The sequence below is a fragment of the Microvirga sp. CF3016 genome (assembly GCF_036314085.1).
In the GTDB taxonomy this organism is placed as follows: Bacteria; Pseudomonadota; Alphaproteobacteria; order Rhizobiales; family Beijerinckiaceae; genus Microvirga.
The window spans coordinates 81,629-106,110 of record NZ_JAYGGM010000016.1 but is presented as its reverse complement, the minus strand read 5'-3'; the positions used below and the strand labels follow the sequence as shown (position 1 = coordinate 106,110).

The 24,482-nt window shown below is 63.2% G+C and carries 20 protein-coding genes; 8 read left to right on the top strand and 12 right to left on the bottom strand.

Annotated elements, in window-relative coordinates:
* Window positions 1–7 precede the first annotated feature (7 nt).
* Complete coding sequence (locus VB672_RS20940) at window positions 8–685, bottom strand: hydrolase (protein ID WP_329786167.1); 678 nt, start codon at window positions 683–685, stop codon at window positions 8–10.
* Window positions 686–884: 199 nt separating this feature from the next.
* Here VB672_RS20940 and VB672_RS20935 point away from each other — a divergent pair, with 199 nt between their 5' ends.
* Both VB672_RS20935 and VB672_RS20930 read left to right on the top strand, forming a co-directional pair.
* Window positions 885–1,853: a VOC family protein gene (locus VB672_RS20935; RefSeq protein ID WP_329786153.1), complete on the top strand. Its 969-nt coding sequence runs from the start codon at window positions 885–887 to the stop codon at window positions 1,851–1,853.
* 86 nt (window positions 1,854–1,939) lie between these two features.
* Window positions 1,940–2,863 (top strand): AraC family transcriptional regulator, encoded by a 924-nt coding sequence (locus VB672_RS20930; protein ID WP_329786152.1) that lies wholly within the window; start codon window positions 1,940–1,942, stop codon window positions 2,861–2,863.
* Between the two features lie 149 nt (window positions 2,864–3,012).
* Here VB672_RS20930 and VB672_RS20925 read toward each other — a convergent pair whose 3' ends face one another.
* Both VB672_RS20925 and VB672_RS20920 read right to left on the bottom strand, forming a co-directional pair.
* Window positions 3,013–3,201, bottom strand: coding sequence for a hypothetical protein (locus VB672_RS20925; protein WP_329786151.1), 189 nt, complete (start codon window positions 3,199–3,201; stop codon window positions 3,013–3,015).
* A 117-nt stretch (window positions 3,202–3,318) separates the two neighbouring features.
* The gene (locus VB672_RS20920) at window positions 3,319–3,528 is read right to left on the bottom strand and encodes a DUF2945 domain-containing protein (RefSeq protein WP_329786150.1); all 210 of its coding nucleotides are present in this window, start codon (window positions 3,526–3,528) and stop codon (window positions 3,319–3,321) included.
* A 641-nt stretch (window positions 3,529–4,169) separates the two neighbouring features.
* On the opposite strand from VB672_RS20920, the gene VB672_RS20915 reads away from it, so the two are divergent.
* Window positions 4,170–4,634 (top strand): hypothetical protein, encoded by a 465-nt coding sequence (locus tag VB672_RS20915; protein WP_329786149.1) that lies wholly within the window; start codon window positions 4,170–4,172, stop codon window positions 4,632–4,634.
* A 178-nt stretch (window positions 4,635–4,812) separates the two neighbouring features.
* On the opposite strand, the gene VB672_RS20910 is transcribed toward VB672_RS20915, so the two are convergent.
* Together VB672_RS20910 and VB672_RS20905 are read right to left on the bottom strand one after the other, a co-directional pair.
* Window positions 4,813–6,729 carry a PAS domain-containing sensor histidine kinase gene (locus VB672_RS20910; protein ID WP_329786148.1) on the bottom strand — a complete coding sequence of 639 codons (1,917 nt, stop codon included), beginning with the start codon at window positions 6,727–6,729 and terminating at the stop codon, window positions 4,813–4,815.
* Window positions 6,730–6,956: 227 nt separating this feature from the next.
* Window positions 6,957–7,766 (bottom strand): Crp/Fnr family transcriptional regulator, encoded by an 810-nt coding sequence (locus VB672_RS20905; protein WP_329786147.1) that lies wholly within the window; start codon window positions 7,764–7,766, stop codon window positions 6,957–6,959.
* A 257-nt stretch (window positions 7,767–8,023) separates the two neighbouring features.
* Here VB672_RS20905 and VB672_RS20900 point away from each other — a divergent pair, with 257 nt between their 5' ends.
* Window positions 8,024–9,538, top strand: a complete 1,515-nt coding sequence (locus tag VB672_RS20900; RefSeq protein ID WP_442932145.1) for an ATPase domain-containing protein — start codon at window positions 8,024–8,026, stop codon at window positions 9,536–9,538.
* Entirely contained in the window at window positions 9,522–10,565 is a 1,044-nt protein-coding gene (locus VB672_RS20895; RefSeq protein ID WP_329786145.1) for a sensor histidine kinase, read from the top strand. Before VB672_RS20900 ends, VB672_RS20895 begins: the two co-directional genes overlap by 17 nt.
* Window positions 10,566–10,698: 133 nt before the next feature.
* On the opposite strand, the gene VB672_RS20890 is transcribed toward VB672_RS20895, so the two are convergent.
* The gene (locus VB672_RS20890; RefSeq protein ID WP_329786144.1) at window positions 10,699–11,715 is read right to left on the bottom strand and encodes a sensor histidine kinase; all 1,017 of its coding nucleotides are present in this window, start codon (window positions 11,713–11,715) and stop codon (window positions 10,699–10,701) included.
* 615 nt (window positions 11,716–12,330) lie between these two features.
* Between VB672_RS20890 and VB672_RS20885 the strand changes: the two genes are divergently transcribed.
* Both VB672_RS20885 and VB672_RS20880 read left to right on the top strand, forming a co-directional pair.
* Window positions 12,331–15,348 carry an ATP-binding protein gene (locus VB672_RS20885; RefSeq protein WP_442932143.1) on the top strand — a complete coding sequence of 1,006 codons (3,018 nt, stop codon included), beginning with the start codon at window positions 12,331–12,333 and terminating at the stop codon, window positions 15,346–15,348.
* A gap of 216 nt (window positions 15,349–15,564) precedes the next feature.
* Window positions 15,565–17,619, top strand: a complete 2,055-nt coding sequence (locus VB672_RS20880) for a sensor histidine kinase (protein ID WP_329786142.1) — start codon at window positions 15,565–15,567, stop codon at window positions 17,617–17,619.
* Window positions 17,620–17,750: 131 nt separating this feature from the next.
* Here the strand turns inward: VB672_RS20880 and VB672_RS20875 are convergent, their stop codons facing one another.
* From VB672_RS20875 to VB672_RS20850, 6 genes are all read right to left on the bottom strand, one after another.
* On the bottom strand, window positions 17,751–17,873 hold the full coding sequence (locus tag VB672_RS20875; RefSeq protein ID WP_329786141.1) for a DUF2474 domain-containing protein: 123 nt from the start codon (window positions 17,871–17,873) through the stop codon (window positions 17,751–17,753).
* Window positions 17,873–18,880, bottom strand: coding sequence for a cytochrome d ubiquinol oxidase subunit II (cydB, locus tag VB672_RS20870; protein WP_329786140.1), 1,008 nt, complete (start codon window positions 18,878–18,880; stop codon window positions 17,873–17,875). Before cydB ends, VB672_RS20875 begins: the two co-directional genes overlap by 1 nt.
* 3 nt (window positions 18,881–18,883) lie before the next feature.
* Window positions 18,884–20,308 (bottom strand): cytochrome ubiquinol oxidase subunit I, encoded by a 1,425-nt coding sequence (locus VB672_RS20865; RefSeq protein ID WP_329786139.1) that lies wholly within the window; start codon window positions 20,306–20,308, stop codon window positions 18,884–18,886.
* A gap of 1 nt (window position 20,309) precedes the next feature.
* A complete protein-coding gene (locus VB672_RS20860) occupies window positions 20,310–20,894 on the bottom strand; it encodes a GbsR/MarR family transcriptional regulator (protein WP_329786138.1) in 585 nt (194 codons plus the stop codon).
* A gap of 379 nt (window positions 20,895–21,273) precedes the next feature.
* Entirely contained in the window at window positions 21,274–22,257 is a 984-nt protein-coding gene (locus tag VB672_RS20855; RefSeq protein WP_329786137.1) for a Bug family tripartite tricarboxylate transporter substrate binding protein, read from the bottom strand.
* Window positions 22,193–23,401: a 4-oxalomesaconate tautomerase gene (locus VB672_RS20850; protein ID WP_329786136.1), complete on the bottom strand. Its 1,209-nt coding sequence runs from the start codon at window positions 23,399–23,401 to the stop codon at window positions 22,193–22,195. Before VB672_RS20850 ends, VB672_RS20855 begins: the two co-directional genes overlap by 65 nt.
* 92 nt (window positions 23,402–23,493) lie before the next feature.
* Here VB672_RS20850 and VB672_RS20845 point away from each other — a divergent pair, with 92 nt between their 5' ends.
* Complete coding sequence (locus tag VB672_RS20845) at window positions 23,494–24,393, top strand: LysR family transcriptional regulator (RefSeq protein WP_329786135.1); 900 nt, start codon at window positions 23,494–23,496, stop codon at window positions 24,391–24,393.
* Window positions 24,394–24,482: the final 89 nt, after the last annotated feature.

Sequence of the window (24,482 nt, the reverse complement as noted above, 5' to 3'; positions counted from 1 at the left end):
ACGATGGTTATTCTGCCGCAACCGCCGATGCGCCGTGGGCGCCTTCACTCGCGCCGAACATCGTCTTGGCGTAGATGATGCCGAGGCCGTAGGCGCCGCCGTACTTCTTCGCGATGCCGGTCGTCATGTCGTAGGTTTCGGTCCGGGCCCAATCACGCTGGAGTTCGAGCAGGTATTGCAGGGCCGTCATCGGCCGCACGCCGGCCTGAATCATCCGCTCCACCGCGCGCTCGTGGGCTTCGGTCGAAACATCGCCGCAGGCATCGGTCACGACATAGACCTCGAAGCCCTGGTCCAACGCCGAAAGGGTCGGGCCGACGATGCAGACCGACGTCCAAAGGCCTGCAAAGACCAGGCGGCTCTTTCCGATCCGATTCACCTCATCGATGACGGCGGCATCCTCCCAGGTGTTCATCGAGGTGCGGTCGAGAAGCTTCTGACCCGGGAAGGGATCCGTGACCTCGGAGAACATCGGGCCCGAAAAGCTCTTCTCCGCAACGGTCGTCAGGATCGTCGGAACCTTGAAGCCGGCCGCGGCCTGGGCGACCATGGCTGCATTGTTACGCAGGTTCACAGCATCGATCGACTTGGTCGCAAACGACATCTGCGATTGGAAGTCGATGAGGATCAAAGCATGATCGGTGGGGTTGACGAGCTTTGAACCGGGCGTGGGGGATGCTTTGATGGACATGATCGATCCTCTTCTGGTGACAGCTGCCGGAGCACAATCGAGCCATTGACCTTCAGAATCTTGTCGAAATTGAAACAGATTTGGACGATCCGGTCGTGCCGTTCCGGAAAGTTTCAAATGGCGGCAAAAGAAGACAAGACAAACGACTCCCGCAGCCTCTAGGTTGTCGGAAACGATACACCGGAGTGCAGCCATGGCCGGACGCGGCCTTCATCACGTCACGTTGATATCGAGCGACGCGGAGCGGAGCTGCCGTTTCTACGCCTGTCTTCTCGGAATGAGGCTCGTCAAGCGGACCGTCTCCCACGAGGATCCGGGCACATTCCACCTGTGCTTCGGAGACGATGCCGGCCGGCCCGGCACGCTGTTCACCTTATTTCCCTGGCAACGCATGCCCCGTGGAAGGCGCGGGGCCTGCGAGCCATGGCGCACGTCGTTTCGCATTCCCCTGGGCTCTCTGGACTGGTGGGCGCGGCGCCTTCATGCGGCGGACGTCGCCTGTCTTTCCGATCAGACGGCGTTCGGCGAGGCATGTCTGATGTTTGAAGATCCGGATGGTGCGATGCTCGCCCTCGTGGAGGCCGAGACGCCCGCGCCATCGGCCGCTTGGAACCATCCTGAAATTCCCTCGTCACATGCCCTCCAGGGTCTTCACGATCTTGTGTTGAAGGTGCGCAAGTCTGATCCGCTGAGCGAGTTGTTTCGGGAGGTCCTAGGCTTTACCGAGATAGGCCGGAGCGCCAAACTCGTTCGGCTTGCGGCGCATGGCGGACCAGGCGGCACTATCACGCTTGATGAAACCGGACCTCTTGCACGAGGTCAGCTTGGAGCAGGAAGCATTCATCATGTTGCAATTCGCGCCCGTGACGCGGCCGATCAGGATGCTCTGGTCCGAGCTCTCCACGACCGATACGGGATCCTTGCGACGGAGCCGAAGGATCGGATGTATTACCGATCCGCCAATTTCCGCTCCACCTGCGGTCTTCTCCTGGAGCTCGCGACCGATGGACCGGGCTTTGAGGCGGATGAAAGTTTCGAGACGCTGGGGACAGGCTTGAAGCTGCCGTCATCTCTGGAGCAGAGGCGCGGCGAGCTCGAGCTGCTCCTGCCTTCGCTGCCGACACCGACATGCAAACGACATCTATTTGAGGAGATACCGTAAACGTAAAGACTCCCGCCGTGAGCAATCGTGGGCAGCGGAGGATCCAAAATGAAGGCCGCGATCTCAAACGTTTGAAGCGAGTTGACATGACGACCGTTCAGGAAAACAGGCAATCCGGGCTGTTCGGCCAACGGCTTGGACGCCATGTCGAGATGGTCAGCCAAGGCCTTCTGCAGGTCTCGAAGGGGGATCGCCTCTCGCTCGCCGTGACGCGGCTGACCTGCATGCGCCAGGAGCGGGAGCGGACGGTCGTGATCGAACCCGAGGCTGCCTTCAGCGCCACTTACAAGTTGAAGGATGTCGAAGAGCACGAGTTATGGCTCGATGGCCGCATGCGGTATGCCCGAGGCTTCGCGGCCGGAACGGTCAGCGCAGCCGATCTGACGGAGGATCCCCGCAGTCGCATCCGGGGTCCCTTTGACGGCGTGCAGTTCTACATGCGCAAGGAAGCTCTGGACGATTTGGCCTATGAGCGTGGCGCCTCGCCGATCTCGACCCTGCGTGCCTCGCCCGATGCCTCCGATCCCATTCTGAGCGCGATGTGCGGGTTCCTTCTGTCTGCGCCGCCGGAACTGGCTCAGACCAATCCGCTCTTCGTCGATCAAATGGCGTTGAGCCTGCTGACCTATTTCGCGGAAGGGTACGGGGGCATGCATCTGCCCCCGCTGCCGGACAATGGCAGGCTTGCATCGTGGCAGGAGCGTCGCGCCAAGGAGATCATGCATTCCCGCCTTGCAGCTCGCCTGACGATCGCCGACATCGCACGGGAATGCCGGCTCACGCCGAGCTATTTCGCCAAGGCCTTCCGCCGCACGACAGGAATGAGCCCGCATCATTATCTGACGCATATCCGCGTTCAGGAAGCCAAGAGCCTTCTTCTGTCCTCGATGCTGCCCCTGGCCGACATCGCGCTCATCTGCGGCTTCGGAGATCAGAGCTACTTCACGCGCGTCTTCACCCGCTCGGTCGGTGCGAGCCCCGGCAAATGGCGACGGGAGATGCTTCGTTAAGCGAGGGCGAGGCGTATTTCCGCATCCCGTAGCCAGCGAAAGCCATCGCACTGCCTCAGGGCTCAGGGCCGGACGATCCGAAGATCGACGACCGCGCTCTGATCGAGATGCGGAGGCGGTCATCATTCCCTTGGCGAAAATGCCGTTCGTCACCGCGAGCCTGATCGATGACGTCCATCCTGCGAAACCGCCACGCCTGTAACCTGGTGCTCGAAGGCAGCAACCTGCTCGAAAGTCTGCTGCGATGAGGGGTGCTGGGTCATGGCGGATTCGAGGCCGGTAAAAGTTGTCAGGCCGACGCCGAGCAGAAGCGTCGCGTGAAGAGGAGCGTAGCGCATGGGGCCTCCTATGGAATGTCGTGGAGAGGTGCCGCGCAGATCTCCCATGGCCATCAACCGGTCGAGACCGCCCTCGTTCAATGGCAGGCGTTTCTTCACCTGCCTTCTGAGAATGCATTACGCCTTCTTGAGTTCGTCCGGCTTGTGGGCCGCGATCTTTCCCGATTTGTCGCTCTTCACTATGTACTCAGGATTGTCTTTCGAAGCCGCGACCTTATGACCTTTGATCTGCGTCGGGCTGGTCTGTTTTCTCACCACTTTGCCGGTGCTGTGGCCACCCGATGAATCCCAGGATACCTTGTCGCCGGCCTTCAATGACTTCGCCATTGCTTGTTCCTTCCGAGTAACGGTATCCCTCGGCAACTCGGGCCGGCGGGTTGCGTTCCGCCGGGCGTCGCAGCCATCAGCGACAAGGATCCGAGGTTCCAGCTCCGCGGCATCGTGCGAGTGAGTGGGGTGCTTAATCTGCCAGCGGGGCTGTGAGCGCCGGTTCGGGTTCGGATAGCGCCCGATCGGGACCCTGGCCGCATCCGGCTCTACCGTCGCCCGTGCGTGATAGGCCGCGCCACAGCCAGGACCCGATCCAATCCTACAGCAGGCTGCGGGACTGTCATCGGATGTTCATATTCAGTGAGGTAAGGCTCCATCCCGTTCCAGGGGACCATTTCGCATGTTGATGTGGAGTACCATCGCTGCATTCCTTCTCTCGCTGATGGCAGTTGGGCCGCTACGGGAGAGTGCCCCGTCCTGGCTTCTGTCTGGTGCGGAGATGGTGGCGGTGATCACCCTGTTTGCCCTGGTGTGCTTCCTTGAGTCCAGCGGCGGCACAGATCGCTCCAATTCTGCGTCCCGGTAGATTTCGGTAAGGAAGTTCGTAATACGGTGCTACTCCGTACCTGATCGGAGACAGCACCATGAGAGGCCTCCCGCTCGCCACGATTGGGATTGTGCTCGTGTCACCAACAGCCATGGCCGATGGCATGAGCCTTGCAGGCTCGCTCTGGCAATGCACCCGCGCGTCCGATCGATCCCAGTTCGTGATCACCTTTTATCCTGGCGGAGGCGTTGGGGGCGGCGAGTTGCAGAACGACGAGGTGAGCCCCTACATCTTCGATGCCTCCCGGACAAAGCCGGGGGAATGGCCCGGAACATGGGAACAGGCGGGCCAGCGCTTTACCTGGGCATTCCCGGATCAGAGCATCCGGATCGAGGGGAGCTTGAAGGTGCTTGGACAAAAAACTGCGCGGCTTACCGGCATCGAGATCTCGTCCGGGGAGCGATCGGCCGTAACATGCGCGGCTTTGTCCAAGCTGCCGAAGATTGGGGAAGGGCTGGTCATCCCCAAGGATAATCGCTTCATCGATTTGGATCAGGAAGAGAGTGAGCTGAAGGTACCGGCCGGTATCTCGCTCCAGGAGCAAGGGCCACGCTGAGAGTTCCCGGGTGTGAGTTCCGGCGGCCTGTCCTGAATTCTCTGCCCCGGAACAGCCGGAACGCCTCAGCGTCGGGTTCCAGGCTGCGTTCAGGTCACCGCGGCTTTGGGCCGTCCTGGTGCCGAACACGGCTTAAACTGCCGCCAGGCCGGGCGCGTGAGAGCCGGTCGCTTGTCGTCTACGGGGGCAGTGGAGCCTCGACCGAGCAGATCAAACCCGCGGGATGGAAGTCGATCTGCACCGTGCCGTTCAGGTCATAGGCCAGGCTGCGCTCAATCAGGCGCGACCCAAATCCTTGCCGTGACGGGGGCCGGACTGCCGGGCCGCCTTTCTCTTCCCAGCGGAGGAGCAGAAGGGGCTGGCTCCTCGTGCGATCAACCATCCAGGTCAGGTGAACTTCTCCGCTCCCGTTGGAGAGCGCACCATACTTGGCCGCGTTCGTGGCCAGTTCATGAACCGCCATTGAGAGGGCGAGCGCCATTCGCGGTATCAGGTGGACCTTGCCGCCCTGGAGCCGGATCCGTCCCTCCCTGCCGTTGCTGTAGGGCTCGATGACATCTTCGATGATCTCGTGCAGCAGGGCACCCTCCCAGTTCTCGCGGGTGAGCACGTTATGGGCGCGGGAGAGCGCGAACAGGCGGCTCTCCAACGCCTCCCGGGTCTCGATGGGCGCCTCCGATCCGCGCAGCGTCTGCGTTGCGATGGACTGAACGGTAGCCAGGGTGTTCTTCACCCGGTGGTTCAGCTCATGGATGAGGAGCCGCTGGTGCTCTTCGGCTCTTTTTCGAGTGCTGATGTCTTGGATCACGCTGATCCCGTACAGAGGTTGTCCTGACGGATCATCAACCCGGGACGCTGCCACCTCGACCCATACTTCGTGACCATCCTTGTGGATGTAGCGCTTTTCGACCGTGTAGGTGTCCGTCCTTCCCAGCATGAGCTGTGAGAACCGCTCCAGGTCCGCCTCGCGGTCGTCGAGGTGAGTCAGGTCCCAAAAGCTTCGCCCGAACAATTCCTCCCGGCTGTAGCCGGTGATGGCGCACAGCCGTTCGTTGGCGCGCAGGAAGCGTCCGTTCCTGTCGACCTCGCCAATGCCTGCGAAGACATGCTCGTAGGTCGCGCGCAGTCTCTGCTCGTTCTCCCGCAGGACGGCCTCCCTGTCGCGCAAGTCCTTTTCAATGCGGGCCCGCTCGACGGCGTCCCAGGTGCGGTGCGCTACGCGCTCGACAAGCATGATCTCTGTGGAGGTCCAGTGTCGCGGCGTTGACTCATGCACGTAGAGGAGGGCCCTGAAGCGCCCATACTTAATCAGCGGTGTCACGATCAGCGAGCGGCATCCGATCCCGGACCAGGTCGCCGCATAGGCTTCACCGACACGCGGATCTTCAAGACAATCCTCTACGATGAGCGTACGCCCGGCCCGCAATGTCGCGATCACCGCCGGGCCGAACGCGTCCAGGATCCGGGCCTCGCCGGCGAGGCTTGCGATAGACACGCCCCGCGTCCAGTCCTGCTCGACCGCGACGACCTGCTCCGTCTCGTCCACCTCGCCGTAGCCGACACGATCTGCGTCGATGTGGGTGCCGAGAGCGCGGGCCGCCACGAATGTCACGGTGCGGGGCTCCGACAGGGTGGCCAGACGCTCGCTCAGTTCGATGTGAAATCTGGCCCGGCGCTCCGCCTGTACCTTCTCGGTGGTCTCGGTGCAGGCGCAGAACATGCCGGCAATGGCGCCGCCGTCATCGCGAACAGGCGAGTAGGAAAACGTGTACCAGGTGTCTTCCGGGAAGCCGTGGCGTTCCATCACAAGATGGAGGTTCTCGTTGAAGGTCGCCTCACCGGCAAGAGCCCTGTTCACGAGCGGCTCGATGTCGTTCCAGATCTCCGACCAGACCGCATGGAAAGGGCGACCGAGGGCGTGCGGATGCTTGGATCCGAGGATTGGTGCGTAGCCGTCATTGTACAGGAAGGCGAGTTCCGGTCCCCAGGCGACGAACATTGGGAACTTGGAGGTCAGCATCAGGCCTACGACCGTACGGAGGGATGCCGGCCAGGTACCGGGAGAGCCGAGCGGCGAGGCCGACCAGTCGTGCATCCGCATCAATGGGCCGAGTGTGCCGCCCAACAGAAACTCGGCATCAGCTAGAAGCGGTGGAACAGGGGCCAAAGGTGGTCCTTTCGGTCGCATTTCCAGGCAGAGGCTGAGCGGCCACTCCCAGGTTCGGGACGCGGTTTGATGCCTCGTATGCGGGCAGCATCACCGAACTGACCAAAGCGAATGCCCTCAAAGTTCCAGCAATCTGCGGCATTCTGCTTCGGCTCTCAGGCTCTCATCCTGGACCCTGGACGACTGCTGCCTGCAGCCGTCTTCTGAGCCGAACTCTCCTCGACGGTGGGATAGACGCCTGCCAGCACCTGGTCGAAATGACGGCGAAGCGCGTTGTTGCAGCCGCAGGATAATGCGTCCAGCTTCTCCAGATCACGCACACGCACGCCGCCTCTTCGCGTTTCCAGCAGGTGCCGGCGTTTCAAGGACTGGATGACACGGCTGACATAGCTTCGCCCGACCCCCATCATGCTGGCCAGTTGCTCCTGCGTCAGGGGGACATCGTGATCTCCGGTCCGGTCGATGGCGGCCAGCAGCCATTTGACCGTTCGCTGCTCGATCGTATGGACGGCGTTGCACGCCACGGATTGGAACACTTGCGCCAGCATGCAATCGGCGTAACGGGAAAACAGATGGCGCAGGCTCGGTGATCGTGTTTCGAACTCCTCCAGGTCGGCTGTGGACAGGCGCAGGAAGGGGCCCGGGAATTGGATTTCGGAACGGGCGAAGGCCGGAAGACGGCCTTGACTCACGATCCCGCCAACGGCCCCCTCGCGTCCGATCAGGGCCGTTTCAACCGTGAGGCCATCCTCGAGCTCAACGACGAAGGAAACCAGACTCGGCCCGCAAGGGAAGTAAACGAACCTGACTTCATCCCCGGGCTGGTACAGCTTGGCTCCGGCTTCGCCTGCCCACTCCTGGAGCGAAGGTGCCACGATGGCCAAATCTTCCGGTTTGAGGGCGCTCAGCAGGTTATTGGTGGCAATTCGCTCCCTAAGGCGCGACGGGATCGCTGCAGATTGCATCAGGCGTCTTTTCTCCACTGATTCGGCAGATCCAACGCATCAAGGCAACTTACGTTCAATTGTGGACACAACTCCGGCACTGTGTGCACATGTGGACAGACAGTTCGGCTGCTCATGTCTACAAGGCCACAGAAATGTCCCTAGCTGAGGGACGCATCACATCCTTGCGCCAGACGTCGGTTCCGCAGACAGAGCATGAGGGCCTGAGTGCCGATTGCGGCTCGATCGAAACCGCTTACCTGCTGAGATTGTCCATGATGCTTCCGTCGCATTCCGATGCTGCCCCGATCCCAACAGGGGTTCCAGGGCTCGATGATATTCTGGCCGGCGGCTATGCCGCCAATCGCGCACACCTCATCGAGGGGCGACCCGGCTCCGGCAAGACCACGCTGGGAATGCAATTTCTGCTCGCCGGCGTCCAGCAGGGTGAGGTTTGTCTCTACATCACCTTATCCGAGAGCAAGCGGGAGCTCCTGTCGGTCGCCTCCCGCCATGGCTGGTCCTTGGACGGCATTGAGATCTTCGAGCTGGTGCCGCCGGAGCTGAGCCTTGATCCGCAACAACAGCAGAGCCTTGTCTACTCCTCGGATCTTGAACTCGGCGAGACGGTGCGTATGGCGCTGACGGAAATCGAGCGGGTCAAGCCCAGCCGGGTTGTGTTCGACTCACTCTCGGAAATCCGGCTTCTTTCCCAAGGCTCCCTGCGATATCGGCGGCAAGTGCTGGCGCTCAAGAGCTATTTCCTGCTCAACGATGCCACGGTCCTGATGCTGGATGACCTCACGTCCGAGCAAGATGACCTCAATCTGCACTCCATCAGCCATGCGGTCGTCCACCTTGAGCAGGTTGTTCCGGCCTACGGATCGGAGCGGCGACGGCTCAGCGTTACAAAGATGCGCGGCACCGCCTTTCGCGGGGGATACCACGATCTTGTGATCGAAAGGGGCGGTCTGCGGATTTTCCCGCGCCTCGTGGCTGCCGATCATCACAAATCCTTTGCTCTTGAAACGCTGTGCAGCAGCATCGATGAACTCGACACCATCCTCGGGGGAGGGTTGAGCCGTGGAACGAGCACGCTCGTGGTCGGCCCATCAGGTGCGGGCAAGTCCACGCTGGCGCTCGGCTATCTCTGGGCCGCCCTGGAACGCGGCGAATCTGGCCTGATGATCAGCTTCGACGAGACCACAGGGATCCTCATGCAAAGGGCTCAGGGGGTCGGCTTCGACCTCACGTCCCACGTGGAAGCCGGGCGGCTCCGCATTGAGCAGATCGATCCGGCCAATGTCTCTCCCGGAGAATTCGCCGGGCGGGTGCGGGAGGCGGTTGAGCAGGGTGGGGCGACGGTCGTCGTGATCGACAGCCTGACAGGCTACCTGAATGCCATGCCGGAGCAGCCCTTCATCGTGCTCCAGATGCACGAGCTGCTCACCTATCTGAACCAGCAAGGCGTCGTGACAATCCTGATTCTGGCTCAGCACGGCATGGTGGGTCAGATGGTTTCCCCAGTTGACCTGACCTATTTGAGCGATGCGGTCGTGCTCCTTCGCTTCTTCGAGGCAGAGGGGCGGATTCGGCGAGCCTTGTCGGTGGTCAAGCGGCGCACCGGCGCGCACGAGGATACGATTCGCGAGTTTCGGATCGACAGCCAGGGTTTGCGCGTTGGTCCGCCGCTGGAGCAATTCCGGGGTGTGTTGACAGGCGTACCGACGTTCGTGGGCCAGCGCGCCTCGCTTCTTGAGGAGCGTGAGACCGACGATGAGGCAGGCCGATGAGGTGTCCGTGCTGATCCTTGCGCCCCATGGGCGAGATGGCACGATAGCAGCGGCCATTCTCGAGGAGGTCGGGATCAGAGCCACGGTCTGCCCCAGCCTCACGGCGCTTGTCGCGGGTTTGGACGCATCGGCCTGTGCTGTGATCACCGAGGAGGCCCTTCTCAGTGCGGACCGACGCGAGCTCGCCGAGTGGGTCAACCTGCAGCCGCCCTGGTCCGACCTTCCCTTCATCTTGCTGACCTATCGGGGCGGCTCGCCGGTCGAGCACCTGACCGAGCTGCTGGGCAACGTCACGGTTCTCGAGCGGCCGTTTCACCCGGCCGTTCTGGTGAATGCCGTGCGCTCGGCCCTGCGGGCGCGACAGCGGCAGCGGGAGGTGGAGGCTCACCTTCAGGAGCGGCAGCAGACGCATGAGCGCCAGGCTCTGCTCATCCGCGAACTGCACCACCGGGTCAAGAACACCCTGGCGACCGTGCAGGGGCTTCTCGGGGCCACAGCGCGCTCGACGAACTCCGTTGATGAGTTCTACCGCTCGTTCGCGGACCGGATCGTCTCGCTCGCCAACACGCACAATCTCCTGACCGAGGATTATTGGCAGACGGCGCCGCTGATCGAGATGTTCAGGAACGAACTGGCTCATTACGACGACGGCGCGCAGCAACGGATCAGCCTTGATGGACCGCCGGTGGAGCTTTCGGCCGATCTGGCTGTGCCGATCGGCATGGCGGTGCATGAACTGACCACCAGCGCAGCCAAACACGGGGCGCTCTCGGTTTCTGGTGGGCAAATCGCGGTGACGTGGAACGTTCGGGATCTGGACGCAGGGCGTCGGCTCGTCATCGATTGGGTGGAACGCGGCGGACCTCCGGTCGAGCAGCCGCGGCGGAAGGGCTTCGGCTCGACGTTGCTACATCGGGTTTTGACCCATCAATGCCGTGCGGCGATCCGAATCGCTTATGACCGCGAGGGACTGTCCTGCCACATGGAAATTCCTCTCGTCGAGGAGCGCCTTGTACCGGAATACTGAGCTTCCGCGTTCATTTCTGAACAAGGACTCCAAAGGGAGAGCTTCATCGATCACCGCTTCGTTCCGATCCTGAGCGTAGGAGCCGACGTCTGCCGGGCGGCTGGAATGTGCAAGTTTCCCTCACAGCCGCCGCTCACGGCTCCACAGGAAAGCGGACGGTTACCGTCGTGCCTGTGGTATCGCCTTCCTTTTCGATCACAACGGAGCCGCCGAGTTGGGCCGCCATGGAGCGGATCAGCCGGGCTCCAAGGCCCGATGCGGATCCAGGCCTGCTCACCGGTGGCAAGCCCACTCCGTCATCGGCGACGGAGACCCTGAAGCTGTCACCCTCGCGGCTGAAGGACACGATGATCGTCCCGCTCCGGTCGCCGGGAAAGGCGTACTTGAGGCTGTTCGTGAGCAGCTCGTTGATGATCAGCCCGACCGGGACGCTACGCTCCTGCGGCAGCAGGTGACGCTCGGCCCTTACGGTCACAGTAACCGGTCTCAGATCCGCCAGCGCGGCCTTCAGGTCGTCACAGAGCTCCGCGATGAAGTCGGCGACGTTGATCACCGCGTTGGTACCCTGTCCCAGTCTCAAGCGGTCGTGCACCCGGCTGAGGACGTGTATTCGGTCTGCCGTCGAGGCCAGCGCCGAGCGGGCCGACGGGTCCTGCACGGCCCGCTCTTGGAGGCGCACCAATGCCTCCAGCATCATGAGGTCGTTCTTCATCCGGTGACCCGCCTCCCGCAGGAGCAAGTCCTTCTCCTGTTCATTGGCTGCGAGCTGCTTGTTCGCCCGGGTGAGGCTGTGAGCCGTGGTGTGCAGAGCCTCGATGATCCCTGCCGTGGTGAAGCCGATCAGGAGGTACAGGATCAGGCCTAGCATGGCCCGATGATCCTGGATCCAGAGGCTTCCGACCGGCTCGAGGAAGAAGTAGTCCGCCAGGAGGGCGCTCAGGGCGACCGTGTAGAAGCCGCTGCCTCGGTCGAACAGGACTGCATTGAGGATGATGGCAACGAAGAACAGCAGAAAGGGGAAGGCCGGCAGGTATGCGCTGAGGCCCATGCGCAGCACGAGCACGATTAGGACGACCAACGTCGCGCAGAGATAACGAGCCCAGACCGGCCAGCCCCGCGTCAGAAAGGTGTAGGTGAAGAGCGCCTGCATGTCCGAGGCGTCAAGCCTCGCGGACGGCTCCGGTTCCCACCGGCCCGCAACTTCACGGCCCGATTGAAGGCGGTCCCTTCATGGGACCCACGCCAATCGATGCAGCGGCGGCTGCACGGGAGAACGACGTTGACCTTGCGGCCAAAGGCAATATCTACAACCACTCCTCGCTGATCAGTTCCGAAGGGCATAGGTGGTGTCAGTCAAGCTTGGCCGCAGGTCGTGTCGGCCCATGGGCCTCGAATCCGAATGACCCCCTCGCCCGACTCCGCAGCCATGGCTCTGTTCCAAGGACCGGGCGAGATCCGCGCCCTTGCCCGAGCGCTGGATTGGTCACGCACCCCCTTGGGGCCGGTGTCAGCTTGGCCGCAGAGCCTGCGCTCGACTGTCCGCACCTTGCTGTCGTCCCAGTACCCGATGATTCTCACCTGGGGACCGGAGTTCACCCAGATCTACAACGACGCCTATTCCAAGCTCATCGGGGCAGGGCATCCGGCCGCCCTCGGCAACGACATCCGTATCACCTTGGCGGCGAGCTGGGACACGCTCGGACCTATGATCGAGCGCGTAATGGCAACCGGAAACGCCAATTGGACGCCCGCACTCCCTCTGCTTATGGAACGGGCCGGATACCGGGAGGAAGCCTACTTCAGCGTCTCGCACGCCCCGGCTGAGGATGATGCGGGCCGTATCGTCGGCATGCTGGCCGTGTGCAGCGAGGTGACGGCGCAAATCGTCGGCGAGCGCCGTCTGAACCTTCTGCGCGATGTCGGCACAAAGGCCGCCGATGCTCGCAGCCTTGAGGCGACCTGCCAGGATGTCGCGGCTGCGCTCGCACGGGATCCGCTCGATGTGCCATTTGCCCTCATCTACCTCCGCGATGCGGATGGCAGGCTTTCTCTTCGCGGATCTGCCGGATTGGACGCAGACAGTCCGGGCGCTCCGCGGCTCCTCGGGACGCATGCTGATGAGCCCTGGCCCGTCACGCAAGTTCTCGCGGGTGAGATTGTCGAGTGCGAGGTGGAGCACCTGGTGTCACTCCGAGGAGGGCTGTGGTCAGACCCGATCAAGCATGCCCTTGCCATGCCCATCTTCGGCACGGGTGGTGAGATCCCCGGCATGCTCATCACCGGCATCAGTCCGAGCCGCGCTCTGGATGATGGTTACCGCTCGTTCTTCACCCTCCTGAACGGGCAGGTCTCCACCCTCATCCGCAACGCCCGGGCTCACGAGGAGGAGCGCCGGCGCGCCGATGCACTGGCCGAACTTGATCGGGCCAAAACCCAGTTCTTCTCCAATGTCAGCCATGAGTTCCGCACGCCCCTCACCCTGATGTTGGGACCGCTTGAGGACCTCCTGGAACAAGGGACTCTCCCGGATGCGGCGCGGAACGAACTCCAGGTCGTTCATCGCAATGCGCTTCGCCTGCTGCGGCTCGTGAACACGCTCTTGGACTTCTCGCGTGCCGAGGCGGGCCGCATCCAAGCCGAGTTCCGTCCAACCGATCTCTCCCATCTGACCGCCGACCTGGCAAGCTCGTTCCGCTCAGCTGTGGAGCGGGCGGGCTTGACGCTCGACGTCGAATGCCCCCTGACGCCTTTGACAGCCTACGTTGATCAAGGGATGTGGGAGAAGATCGTCCTCAATCTTCTCTCAAATGCATTCAAGCACACCTTCGACGGGCAGATTACAGTTCGCCTGCAAGAGGTCGATGGAGCTGTTCGCCTGTCGGTGAGCGACACGGGCGCGGGTATCGCTCCTGAGGATCTTGATCGCATTTTCGAGCGCTTCCATCGGGTGGAGGGGGCAAGGAGCCGCAGCCACGAGGGCTCCGGAATTGGCCTAGCACTGGTGCGGGAGCTCGCCCAACTGCACGGTGGAACGGTCGAGGTCGACAGCAGGATCGGCCACGGGACGACGTTCACGGTTACGATTCCTCAGGGACGTGCGCACCTGCCGCCCGACCAAGTCAAAGGGATAGGCGAGCGGACCTCGACACGGATCGGGGCCGACACCTTCGTCGAGGAGGCGCTTCGCTGGCTGCCGGACACCCCTGCGGAAGGCAGCAATGTGGTTCGATTGCCGCAGCGCGGCACCTCTGGCAAAGCTTCGACCAAGCCGCGCGTGCTGGTGGCTGACGACAATGCCGACATGCGGGCGTATATCACGCGCCTCCTCGGCGGCGATCACAATGTCACTGCCGTACCCGATGGCGCTGAAGCCCTGGAAGAGCTCCGCAAGAACGGAGCCGATCTTCTCGTCACCGACGTGATGATGCCGATCATGAACGGCTTCCAGCTCGTCCAGCAGGTGCGGGATGAGCCAGCGCTTCGGACACTGCCGATCATCATGCTGTCGGCTCGAGCTGGCGACGAAGCCAGCGTGGAGGGGCTTGAGGCCGGAGCCGACGATTACCTCGTGAAGCCGTTCTCGGCACGGGAGCTCCAGGCGCGAGTGCGCACGAACCTGGAACTCGCGCGCTTGCGGCGCGAGGCTGAAGAACAGGCCGCCCAAGCCCGCAAGATGGACGCCATCGGGCATCTGACGGGTGGAGTGGCACACGATTTCAACAACCTGCTGGCAGCCGTCATCGGCTCCCTCGACCTGATGGAGAGGCGTGTCGCCGGCGACGATAAGGCGCTGCGTCTCCTGCACAATGCCATGCAGGCAGCCCAGCGCGGGGCGCGGCTGACCGAGCAGCTTCTGGCGTTTTCCCGCAAGCAGCGTCTTGAGGTGCGTCCGACCGACGTGAACCGGATCCTGTCCAACATGGCCGACCTCCTGCATCGCACCCTTGGCGGTCGAATCGGCGTCAACACGCTGTTCGGAAAGGATCTGTGGCCTGCCATGGCGGATCCCAACCAGATCGAGCTTGCCGTGCTCAATCTTGCGGTTAACGCGCGAGACGCCATGCCGGCCGGCGGCGAACTCGTTCTGCAAACCAAGAACATCGGGGCTGATGATCCGAAGCGACCTAAGTTGCTGTCCATGAGCACGGACGCCGTGCGGATTCGGGTCCGAGATACGGGCCATGGCATGAGTCCCGAGGTCCTGACACGAGCCACCGAGCCGTTCTTCACCACCAAGGGGCCGGGGCAGGGGACAGGTCTCGGGCTGGCGCAGGTCTACGGCACGATCAAGCAGATTGGCGGTGATGTACTCATCACAAGCGAGCCAGGCCAGGGTACAACGGTCGACCTGTACCTGCCCAAGTCTGAGTCTGTGGCTTCACTGGAGAAAGTGCCGGGACCGACAGAACGGGCGGATCCGGTTGGCAGAGCCCGTGTTCTGGTCATTGACGATGACGACCAGGTCAGAATGGCAACGGTGGCGATGCTGACGGAGCTGGGTTACGAGGTTGTGGAAGGGGACAGCGCCCGCGCGGGTCTGAACCGTCTGGATGCCGCCGGTCGGCCGTTCGATCTCATCCTGGCCGACTATGCCATGCCCGGCATGACAGGGAGCGAGATGATCGCGCAACTGCGCAGCATCGCACCGGGCCTGAGAAGCCTCCTGATCACGGGGTATGCCGAGAGCGTACCGGACGGTTCGGGCCCGGTTCTGCGCAAGCCCTTTACGGTCGGCGAGCTCGGCACTGCGGTCGTGCGCGCGCTCCACGGGAACGACAGGTGATCCGGTGACTTCAGGGCTATTTCTCACTGGGCTTCTCTGACGAAAGGATCGCCCATCACAGGTGACTTATACGGACCAATCCGGACCTGGGACGGCACGAGTGGCCGACGGAGATCGTTGGACGCTGTTTTCCGGCTTGTGTAGATTGCTCATCCTAGGATCGAGTCGTTGAAACCAATCCCTGGATTTGTCTGAAGCTGGCGGTATTTAGGCCGCATGATCTCATCGCGACGCTACACGATTCGCCAGTGCCTGATGGCGTTCGGCGCCGCCCTTGTGCTGCCGGGCCTCGTCTTCGCGGCCATCCTGCTGTGGCGCTATGCCAGTGCCGAGCGCCATCACTACGAGGAGGAGGCGCTCGGCACGGCCCAGCGCATCATGGCGGCGGTCGACCGCGAACTCGTCGGCATCCAGTCGGCCGCACAGGCCTTGGCGACCTCCTCGTCCCTGCTGGAGGGCAACTTCGAGGCTTTCCAGCGTCAGGCCGAGATGACCTTACGGTCCTGGTCGCGGCAGCGAACGGACGACTACGCCATCGTGGTCCGGGACGTCACGGGCCAGCAGGTGGCGAACACCCGCTTGCCGTGGGGTTCGCCGCTGCCGAAGGGTGCCAACCTGCCGGTCGACCAGCAGGTGATCGCCACCAAGAAGCCTGTGATCCAGGACCTCTTTACCGGGGCCACCGCCGGGCGCCCGATCATCAGCATCCGGGTTCCTGTCCTCAAGGACGACACCGTCACGCACGTGCTGTCGATGGCCATCGAGCCGAGGCGCATTGCCGAGATCCTTCTGGCGCAGAACCTGCCTGCCTCATGGATTGCGACCGTGATCGACCGGGACGACCGCGTCGTGGCCCGTTCCCGCCAGCATGAGGCGTTCGTCAGCAGGCCCGCTCCGGACGAGTTCCTGAGAGCGGCCCGCGAGGCTGATGGCATCTGGGAAGGGTTCAATCTGGAGGGAACGGCAGTGCTCGGGGCCTATGCCCGCTCGGGGGTGTCCGGCTGGACTGCGTTCGTCGGTGTGCCGGCCGAGATCGTCCAAGCCCCCCTGCATCGATCCCTCTGGACCCTGTTCGGGTTCGGCGCGGCCCTGATCCTGCTATCCCTGCTTCTCGCCCGCAGCTTCGGGCAGCGCATTGCCATTCCGGTCCAGGGATTGGTGGATCAGGCCCAGCGGCTTGGCCGGGGCGCGTCCGTGGCGCCTCCTCCCACAGGACTGGTCGAAGTTGACCAGGTCGGAGGCGCCCTGGCCGCCGCCTCGCAGGACCTCCGGGAGCGGGAGGCGGCCTTGAGGGGGAGTGAGGCGCGCCTGTGGGCGACCCAGAACAATGCCGCAGTTGGCATCGCCGAGGTCGACCGCGACGGGCGCTTCGTCTCTGTGAACGAGGCTCGCTGCAAGCTCACCGGCCACACTCGGGAGGAACTGATCGGCCAGCACTTCGGCCACGCGACGGATGCCGAGATCCTCAACCAGGACCTCGAATTGTTCACGCGGCAGGTTGCGGGCGAGCTGGACGCCTACACGACCGACAGCAAGTTCCGGCGCAAGGACGGCAGCAGCGGTTGGGCGCGCGTGACCAGCACCGCCGTGCGGGACGCAGATGGCACGTTCCTTTACGCCGTCAGGGTGGTGGAGGACATCACCGAGCGTCGACAGGCGGACCGCCGTCAGAAGCTGCTGATCGACGAGCTGAATCACCGGGTGAAGAATACGCTGGCGACCGTCCAGTCCCTGTCATGGCAGGCCAGCCGTTCGGGGGCACCGCCGCAGGTCGCGCAGGAACGTTTCCAGGAACGCCTGCTGGCCCTCTCGCGCACGCACAACCTGCTCAACGAGACGCACTGGGAGGGCGCCTCACTCAGGGCGATCCTGGAGACCGAGCTCCTGCCCTATGCAACGGGCGCCTCGCGTATCCGTCTCAGCGGGCCCGAGCTGCGGCTGCCGCCCAAGCCGGCGGTGGTTCTCGGCATGGCGTTCCATGAGCTCGCCACCAATGCGGTCAAGTACGGCGCCCTCTCAACCCCATCAGGCTGGGTGCAGGTCGATTGGGCAATTCAGGAGCAAGGGCATGAAGCCATGCTGACCCTGGAATGGTGCGAGTTGGAAGGCCCCGTCATCGAGATGCAGCCGCGTCCCGGCTTTGGCTCGCGCCTCCTGCGGCAGACGATCACCCGTGAACTCGCGGGACATCTCGACATCCGCTTCGAGCGCGAGGGGGTGCGTTGCACCATGGTCGTCCCGATCGAACCGGCGGAGCGGCATGCGGCCTGAGGCTGAACTGACCTCATCGACACTGATCAACCCAGTGATCAAGGGCACCGCGGCGGGAGAACAGTCCAAGGGGAGCAGCGACGGACAGTGGCTCATCGGCCCGTTTGGTTACATGGCGAAATCCCTCGCCGTCATGCGAGCCAGAACCTGATGACGAGACTGACCGCTGCGGTCGTGCCCACGCCTGCGGCCCACAGGCTCACGAACCACAGCCATCGGCGCAGGGCGGAGTTTGGCTCGGTCTTGATACCCATCAGTGATAGCCCTCGTGTCCGGTCTTGCCGCGGAACACCCAGTACGAATACCCCGTATAGGCGAGAATGATCGGGATCAACACGCTCGCGCCAACCAGCATGAATTGGAGGCTGGCCTGCGGCGCTGCGGCTTCGTGGATGGTGACGGCGTTCGGCACCACATGCGGGAACATGCTCACGCCCAGCCCAAGCAGGCACAGCGCGAACAGTCCCAGGGTCAGCAGGAACGGCCAGTACTCCCAGCGGCGCACCAGGCTCACCAGCAGCGTCCCGGAGCAGAGGCCGACCAGCAGCGGCACCTGCGCCGTGAACAGGACCTGCGGCCAGGCAAACCAACGCTCATAATATGCGCCGCTGAGGAACGGCGTTGCCGCGCTGACCAGGCCGATGCAGCCGATGAGTGCGATGGCGAGTTTGCCGGCAAGACGGAAGCTGTGATCCTGTACGGCACCCTCGGTCTTCATCACCAGCCAGGTCGCCCCGAGCAGGGCATAGCCGATCACGAGACTGACGCCGACCAGCAGGCTGAAGGGCGTGAGCCAGTCCCACCATCCGCCGGCATAGGAGCGTCCTTCTACCGCGATGCCCTGAAGCAGGGCGCCGAGCGTGATGCCCTGCGCGAGCGTCGCCACGATCGATCCCGTCGTAAACGCGACGTCCCAGTAGCGGCGATGGCCCGGATCGCGCCAGCGGAACTCGAAGGCGACCCCGCGGAAGATCAACGCCAGCACCATGGCGATGATAGGCGCGTAGAGAGCCGGCAGGATGATCGCGTAGGCGAGCGGAAAAGCCGCCATGAGGCCGCCGCCGCCCAGCACGAGCCAGGTCTCGTTGCCGTCCCACACCGGCGCGACCGAATTCATGGCGCTGTCGCGCTCCGGTCCCGGCGCGAAGAACGGGAACAGGATGCCGATGCCGAGATCGAAGCCGTCCATCACCACGTACGCGAAGACCGCGAACGCGATGATGAAGGCCCAGAAGGTGGGAAGATCAAGAACAGGGATCATGGATCAGGTCTCTGCGCCGAGGGTGCGGCCCGGATCGACCGAGGGAGCCGGGGTGATGCCGGCCGTGCGGATGGGATGGTCAGGGCCCGCCTCGGGCCCGGTCTCGCCCGGATGCGGAGCCTTGCCCATGAGCTTGAGGATGTAGCCGGTGCCGGCCCCGAACACGATGAAGTAGACCACGATGAAGGTCAGCAGCGAGGCGGCCACGGCCGGCGCTTCAAGGGGTGAGGCCGATGCCGCTGTCCTGAGCAGGCCATAGACGGTGAAGGGCTGTCGTCCGACCTCGGTGGTGACCCAGCCGGCGATGACGGCCACAAAGCCCGCAGGACCCATGGCGAGTGCGAGGCAGTGCAGCGGGCGCCATTCGTAGAGCCGACCGCGGAATCGTGCCCACAGGCTGAGCACTCCCAGACCCAGCATCGCGAACCCTAAGCCCACCATGATGCGAAACGACCAGAACACCACCGGCACGTAGGGCCAGTTGGCGCGATCGACCGTGTCGAGCCCGGCCATGGGCGCATTGAGGTCGTGCTTGAGAATGAGCGAGGACGCCTTGGGGATCTCGATGGCGTTGCGCACGGTTCCGGCCTCCTGATCGGGGATACCGAACAGGATCAGGGGAGCGCCGTCCGGATGGCTCTGGAAGTGCCCCTCCATGGCCATGACCTTGGCAGGCTGGTGCTCCAGGGTGTTGAGACCATGCATGTCGCCGGCAAAGATCTGGAGCGGCGCGACGACCGAGATCATGCCCATGGCCATCGAGAACATCACCCGGGCCCCCTTGTTGGTGCGCTCGCGCAGGAGATGCCAGGCGCCGACCCCGCCGACCACCAAGGCCGTGGTCAGATAGGCAGCCAGGACCGTGTGGACGAGGCGATAGGGGAAGGACGGGTTGAAGATGATGGCCCACCAGTCCTGCGGCACGAACTGGCCGGCCTCGTTGACGTCGTAGCCGACGGGGGTTTGCATCCACGAGTTGGCAGACAGGATCCAGAAGGCCGAGATGAAAGTGCCGACAGCAACCGCAAGCGTGGCGGCAAAGTGCAGCCTCGGGCCGACCCGCCCCATGCCGAACAGCATGATGCCGAGGAAGCCCGCCTCCAGGAAGAAGGCGGTCATGACCTCGTAGGCCATCAGCGGACCAATGACCGGCCCGGCCTTGTCGGAGAAGACCGACCAGTTGGTGCCGAACTGGTAGGACATGACGATGCCCGAGACCACGCCCATGGCAAAGGCAAGAGCGAAGATCTTGAGCCAGTACTTGAACAGGTTGAGGTAGACCTCGCGCCCGGTCCACAGCCACAGCCCCTCCACCACGGCGAGATAGCTCGCCAGGCCGATGGAGAACGACGGAAAGATGAAATGGAAGGAGACCGTGAACGCGAACTGGAAACGCGCCAGGAGCAGGGCGTCGAACTGGTCGAACATGTCACTTGTCCTTCACGTCGTCGCGGGGGTTCTTCTTCGATCCCGGCACGACGAATAGACGGTCCTTCATCTCCAGGATCTTCTGCACCTTCGAGCCCAGCGTCAGGAGCTGGACGAGGCGCTCGGTATCAAGCCGCTGCACGTCGGCGTACCAGCCTGTCAGCAGCTCGAAGAGATCGTGCATCTCGCGCATGCGCTCTTGTGCATGACGCTCCTCGGGACTGGCCGGCTCCTGCATGAGCACCTCACGCAGGAGAGACATGGTCGGGTCGATCTCCCGCTTCTTGCGCTCCTCAACCAGCGTGCGGACGATCTGCCAGATGTCGTCGGGCGTCGCAAAGTAGTCGCGCCGGTCGCCCGGCTTGTGCTGCAGCCGGACAAGGTTCCAAGCCTGGAGTTCCTTGAGCCCCATGCTCACGTTCGAGCGCGAGACGCCAAGCCGCTCGACAATGTCCTCGGCGTTCAGCGGCGCCTTGGAGAGATACAGCAGGGCATAGATCTGGCCGACAGTCCGGTTGATGCCCCAACGGGAGCCCATCTCACCGAAATGCAGGACGAAGGTTTGGACGAGGGGAGGGAGATTCATATCAAACCGACATTTCAGAATTTACTGAAATATCGGATGCTGATTGATCCACGTCAAGTCGGCAGAGCCAGCTGGGGCGAGGGGTCGGACAAAATGTCCAAGGCGCCGTCGAGTGCCGGACCCGTTGGTTCTGACGCGTTCGGGGGTGAGGATTGGACTTGCGTCAGCGTGAAGCCGGCGCTGAGGGCGAGCCTCGGCGGGTGAGCAGATTGCGGGCTTGAACCGCGAGACGCTGCACTTCGCTAGGGGGTGAGACTGCACGCAGTCCGATGACAATGCGTGGCCTGGGGCCCATCATCGTTGCGGCCTTGAGGCCGCCAACCCACCCCGGCGACCTCGGCAGGAGGAAGCCGGGGTAGGGAACATGGACGTCGCTCGATCAGTTCATGGCGATGGAAGCCTTTCCGATGATGTCGGCCCACCGCCCGGATTCGGACTTCATCATGGCGGCGAATTCCTCAGGGCTGTTGCCGATCGGCTCTGCACCCTCGTTCTCGAGTCTCTCACGCACGACGCCGTTCTTGATCGTCTCGACCGTTGCTTTCCTGATCTTGTCGGCGATGTCCTTCGGCGTGCCTTTTGGGACGGCAAAGCCGTACCAAGCTGTAGCCTCGTAATTCGGCCACCCGCTTTCCGCAACGGATGGCACGTCAGGGAACTTCTTGGCGCGGGACTTGGATGTCACCGCAAGAACGCGGGCGTCTGCGCTTTCGATCAGTCCGAGGACGGATGGAACCGTCGTTACCATGAAGTCCATGCGGCCGCCGAGGAAGTCGTTCAGCGCAGGGCCGGCTCCTTTATAGGGTACGTGAACTGCCTCGAACTTGGCCTCCTGCGCGAGGAGTACCGTCGCCAAGTGGCTCGCCGAGCCGTTGCCTGCAGAACCATATGTCAGCTTGCCGGGATTCTTCTGAGCGTAATCGATCAGCTCCTTGATCGTCCTGTAGGGGGAGTTTTTGGGTACGACCACCACCAGCGGGGCCGCCGTGATCAAGGTGAGCGGGTCGAAGGCCGTCAGGGGATCGATCTTGACGTTCTTGAACAGATGGGGATTGACCACCATCGGACCCTGGTTCGCCATCAGGACCGTGTAGCCATCCGGTGCGGCATTTGCCGCCTGCTGGGTGGCAATGTTCCCGCCGGCCGAGCCGTTGTTCTCGACGACGAAGCTTTGTCCCAGCTTTTCGCCAACGCCCTGCGCGACAAGGCGGGCGATGGCATCCGTCCCGCCGCCGGCAGCATAGGGGACGACGAGCTTCATCGGACGCGACGGGAACGTGTCCTGCGCGGTTGCACCGCTAAGGGGTAGCGTAATCGTGGTCATTGCGGCCAGGGCGGCGCAGCAAAGCAGTCGGCGTGTCATGGTCATGAGCGTTTTCTCCTCTTTGTTGTATTCCTTCCAGGGGCGCGAAGACAGCGCTTGCCGGGACGATGATCTTGCCCTCGAAGATCCTGCGGGCGGTGCGGACAAGGCTTGCCCGCGAGATGTGCCCTGAAGTGTCGATGCTCAGGTCGATCTCGGTCCGGCCGCTTGGGTGCTCGAGGTGCACCAATGACGAGAGTTCGGGGTCGGCGAGATCGTGGGCGATGCTGCCTGGCAGCCGACATGCCGCCGCGATGCACAGGGCTCCCGTGACCGCATGGCCTTTGTGACAGCGCTTGGAGTTCATGAAGTAGCGCGAGGTGATCGTCCCGCCGTGGCGCGCAGGGGACAGGATCCCGACTTTGGGCACGACGCTGTCGGACACATCCCCGAGGCCCATGCGCAGCCCTGCCTCCAGGCGAATGGCTTCCAGACGCACCAAGAGATCGGCGTTGGCTTCAAGTTCGTCCGGCGTTTCTTCGCCGGCCAGGCCGAGGTCGCTTGCGCGCAGGAGGACCATCGGCGTCGCATAATCGACGAGAGTCACAGGCGTGTTGTCGATGAACTCTCTGACATGCCCCGTCGGCAGGAGCACGCCGGTCTTCGAGCCTAGCGCATCAAGGAACGTCAGCTTGACGGGTGCTGCCGTGCCTGGAACGCCGTCGATGGCGGTCTCACCCTCGTAATCCACCAAGCCGGAAGGGGTTTGAACCACAGCCTCAACGGTGGTCGCTGTATTGCGGTTGAAAATCCGGACAGTGGTTTCGCCGATCTGGGCCGGCACCAGTCCGGCCTCGATGGCAAAGGGACCGACGGCGGACAGCATGTTGCCGCAGTTCGGGCTGAAATCCACATAGGCGCGATCCGTCGCAACCTGCGCGAACAGGTAGTCGACATCCGCTCCCGGTCGTGACGAGGGGGCGACGATCGCGACCTTGCTGGTCATCGGATTGCCGCCGCCGATGCCGTTCACCTGGAGCACGTGGGGGGAGCCCATGGCGGCGAGCAGGAGGCGGTCTCGCTCCTTCGGATCATCGGGCAGATCCGCCTCAAGGAAGAACGGTCCCCGCGACGTCCCACCCCGCATGAGCACGCAGGGAATCTGAAGGGAACTCTTCTTCGACGTGGCGAGTGAGACTGACACAGCGGCAGGTCCAGGTGAGATTTCTTTGCCGTCCATCCATCTCAGATCTGGAAAACGCTGTGAAATGCAAAGATCGATGCTATTGATGCGCAATGAGCATCAATTTCGAAGCCCTCGATCTGCGGGCCTTCGTTGCCGTCGTGGATCTCGAAGGATTCCACCGGGCAGCCGAGGCGCTGAATCTGTCTCAGCCGGCTTTGAGCCGCCGGATCCAGCGGCTTGAGGCAGCCGTCGGGGCCGCGCTCCTGGAGCGCACGACCCGGCGGGTCGCCCTGACCACCGTCGGACGCGAATTTCTGCCACTCGTGCGTCGCATGCTCGAAGAATTCGATTCATCTCTGTTCGCGATGAGGGACCTTGGGCACCAGCGGGGAGGGCAGATAACGCTCGCCTGCGTACCCACGGCGGCATTCTACTTTCTCCCCTCGGTCATCGCTCGGTTCAAGGAGCAGTACCCGAACATCCGCTTCAGGATCCTCGATCTCTCGGCGAACGAGGGGCTGGAGAGCGTCGCGCGGGGTGAGGTCGAGTTCGGGATCAATCTTCTGGGCGGCTCAGATCCCGAGCTGTCATTTGACCCATTGCTGGAGGATCCTTTCGTTCTGGCCTGCCGACGCGATCACCCGCTGGCTGCACGGCGCTCGCTCACCTGGTCCGATCTCGAAGGAGAGCCGCTCGTCGCTGTCAGCCGGAGCAGCGGCAACCGGATCATGCTGGATGCCGCCCTGGTGCGGGCCGGCGTGCGGCTGAGCTGGTCGTATGAAGTCACCCACCTCTCGACGTCGCTGGGGCTCGTCGAGGCGGGGCTCGGCATCTCGGTGCTGCCGCAGCTCGCTACCCCCCAGGCCGAGCATCCGATCATCGTGACGCGCCCGATCGGCGATCCCGAGGTGTCGCGGACCATCGGCGTTGTCAGGCGGCGCGGCGGTCGCCTGGCGCCCGCTGCCGAACGCTTTCTTGAGATGATCCTCGGCACATGGAAGAGTTCATGATAGGCCGGGGACGGAGCGCATCACTGCCGGCGAGCGGGAGGAGGTAAGCGGTCCTTCGCCGAATTTTTTCCTCGGACGGCCAGAGTGCA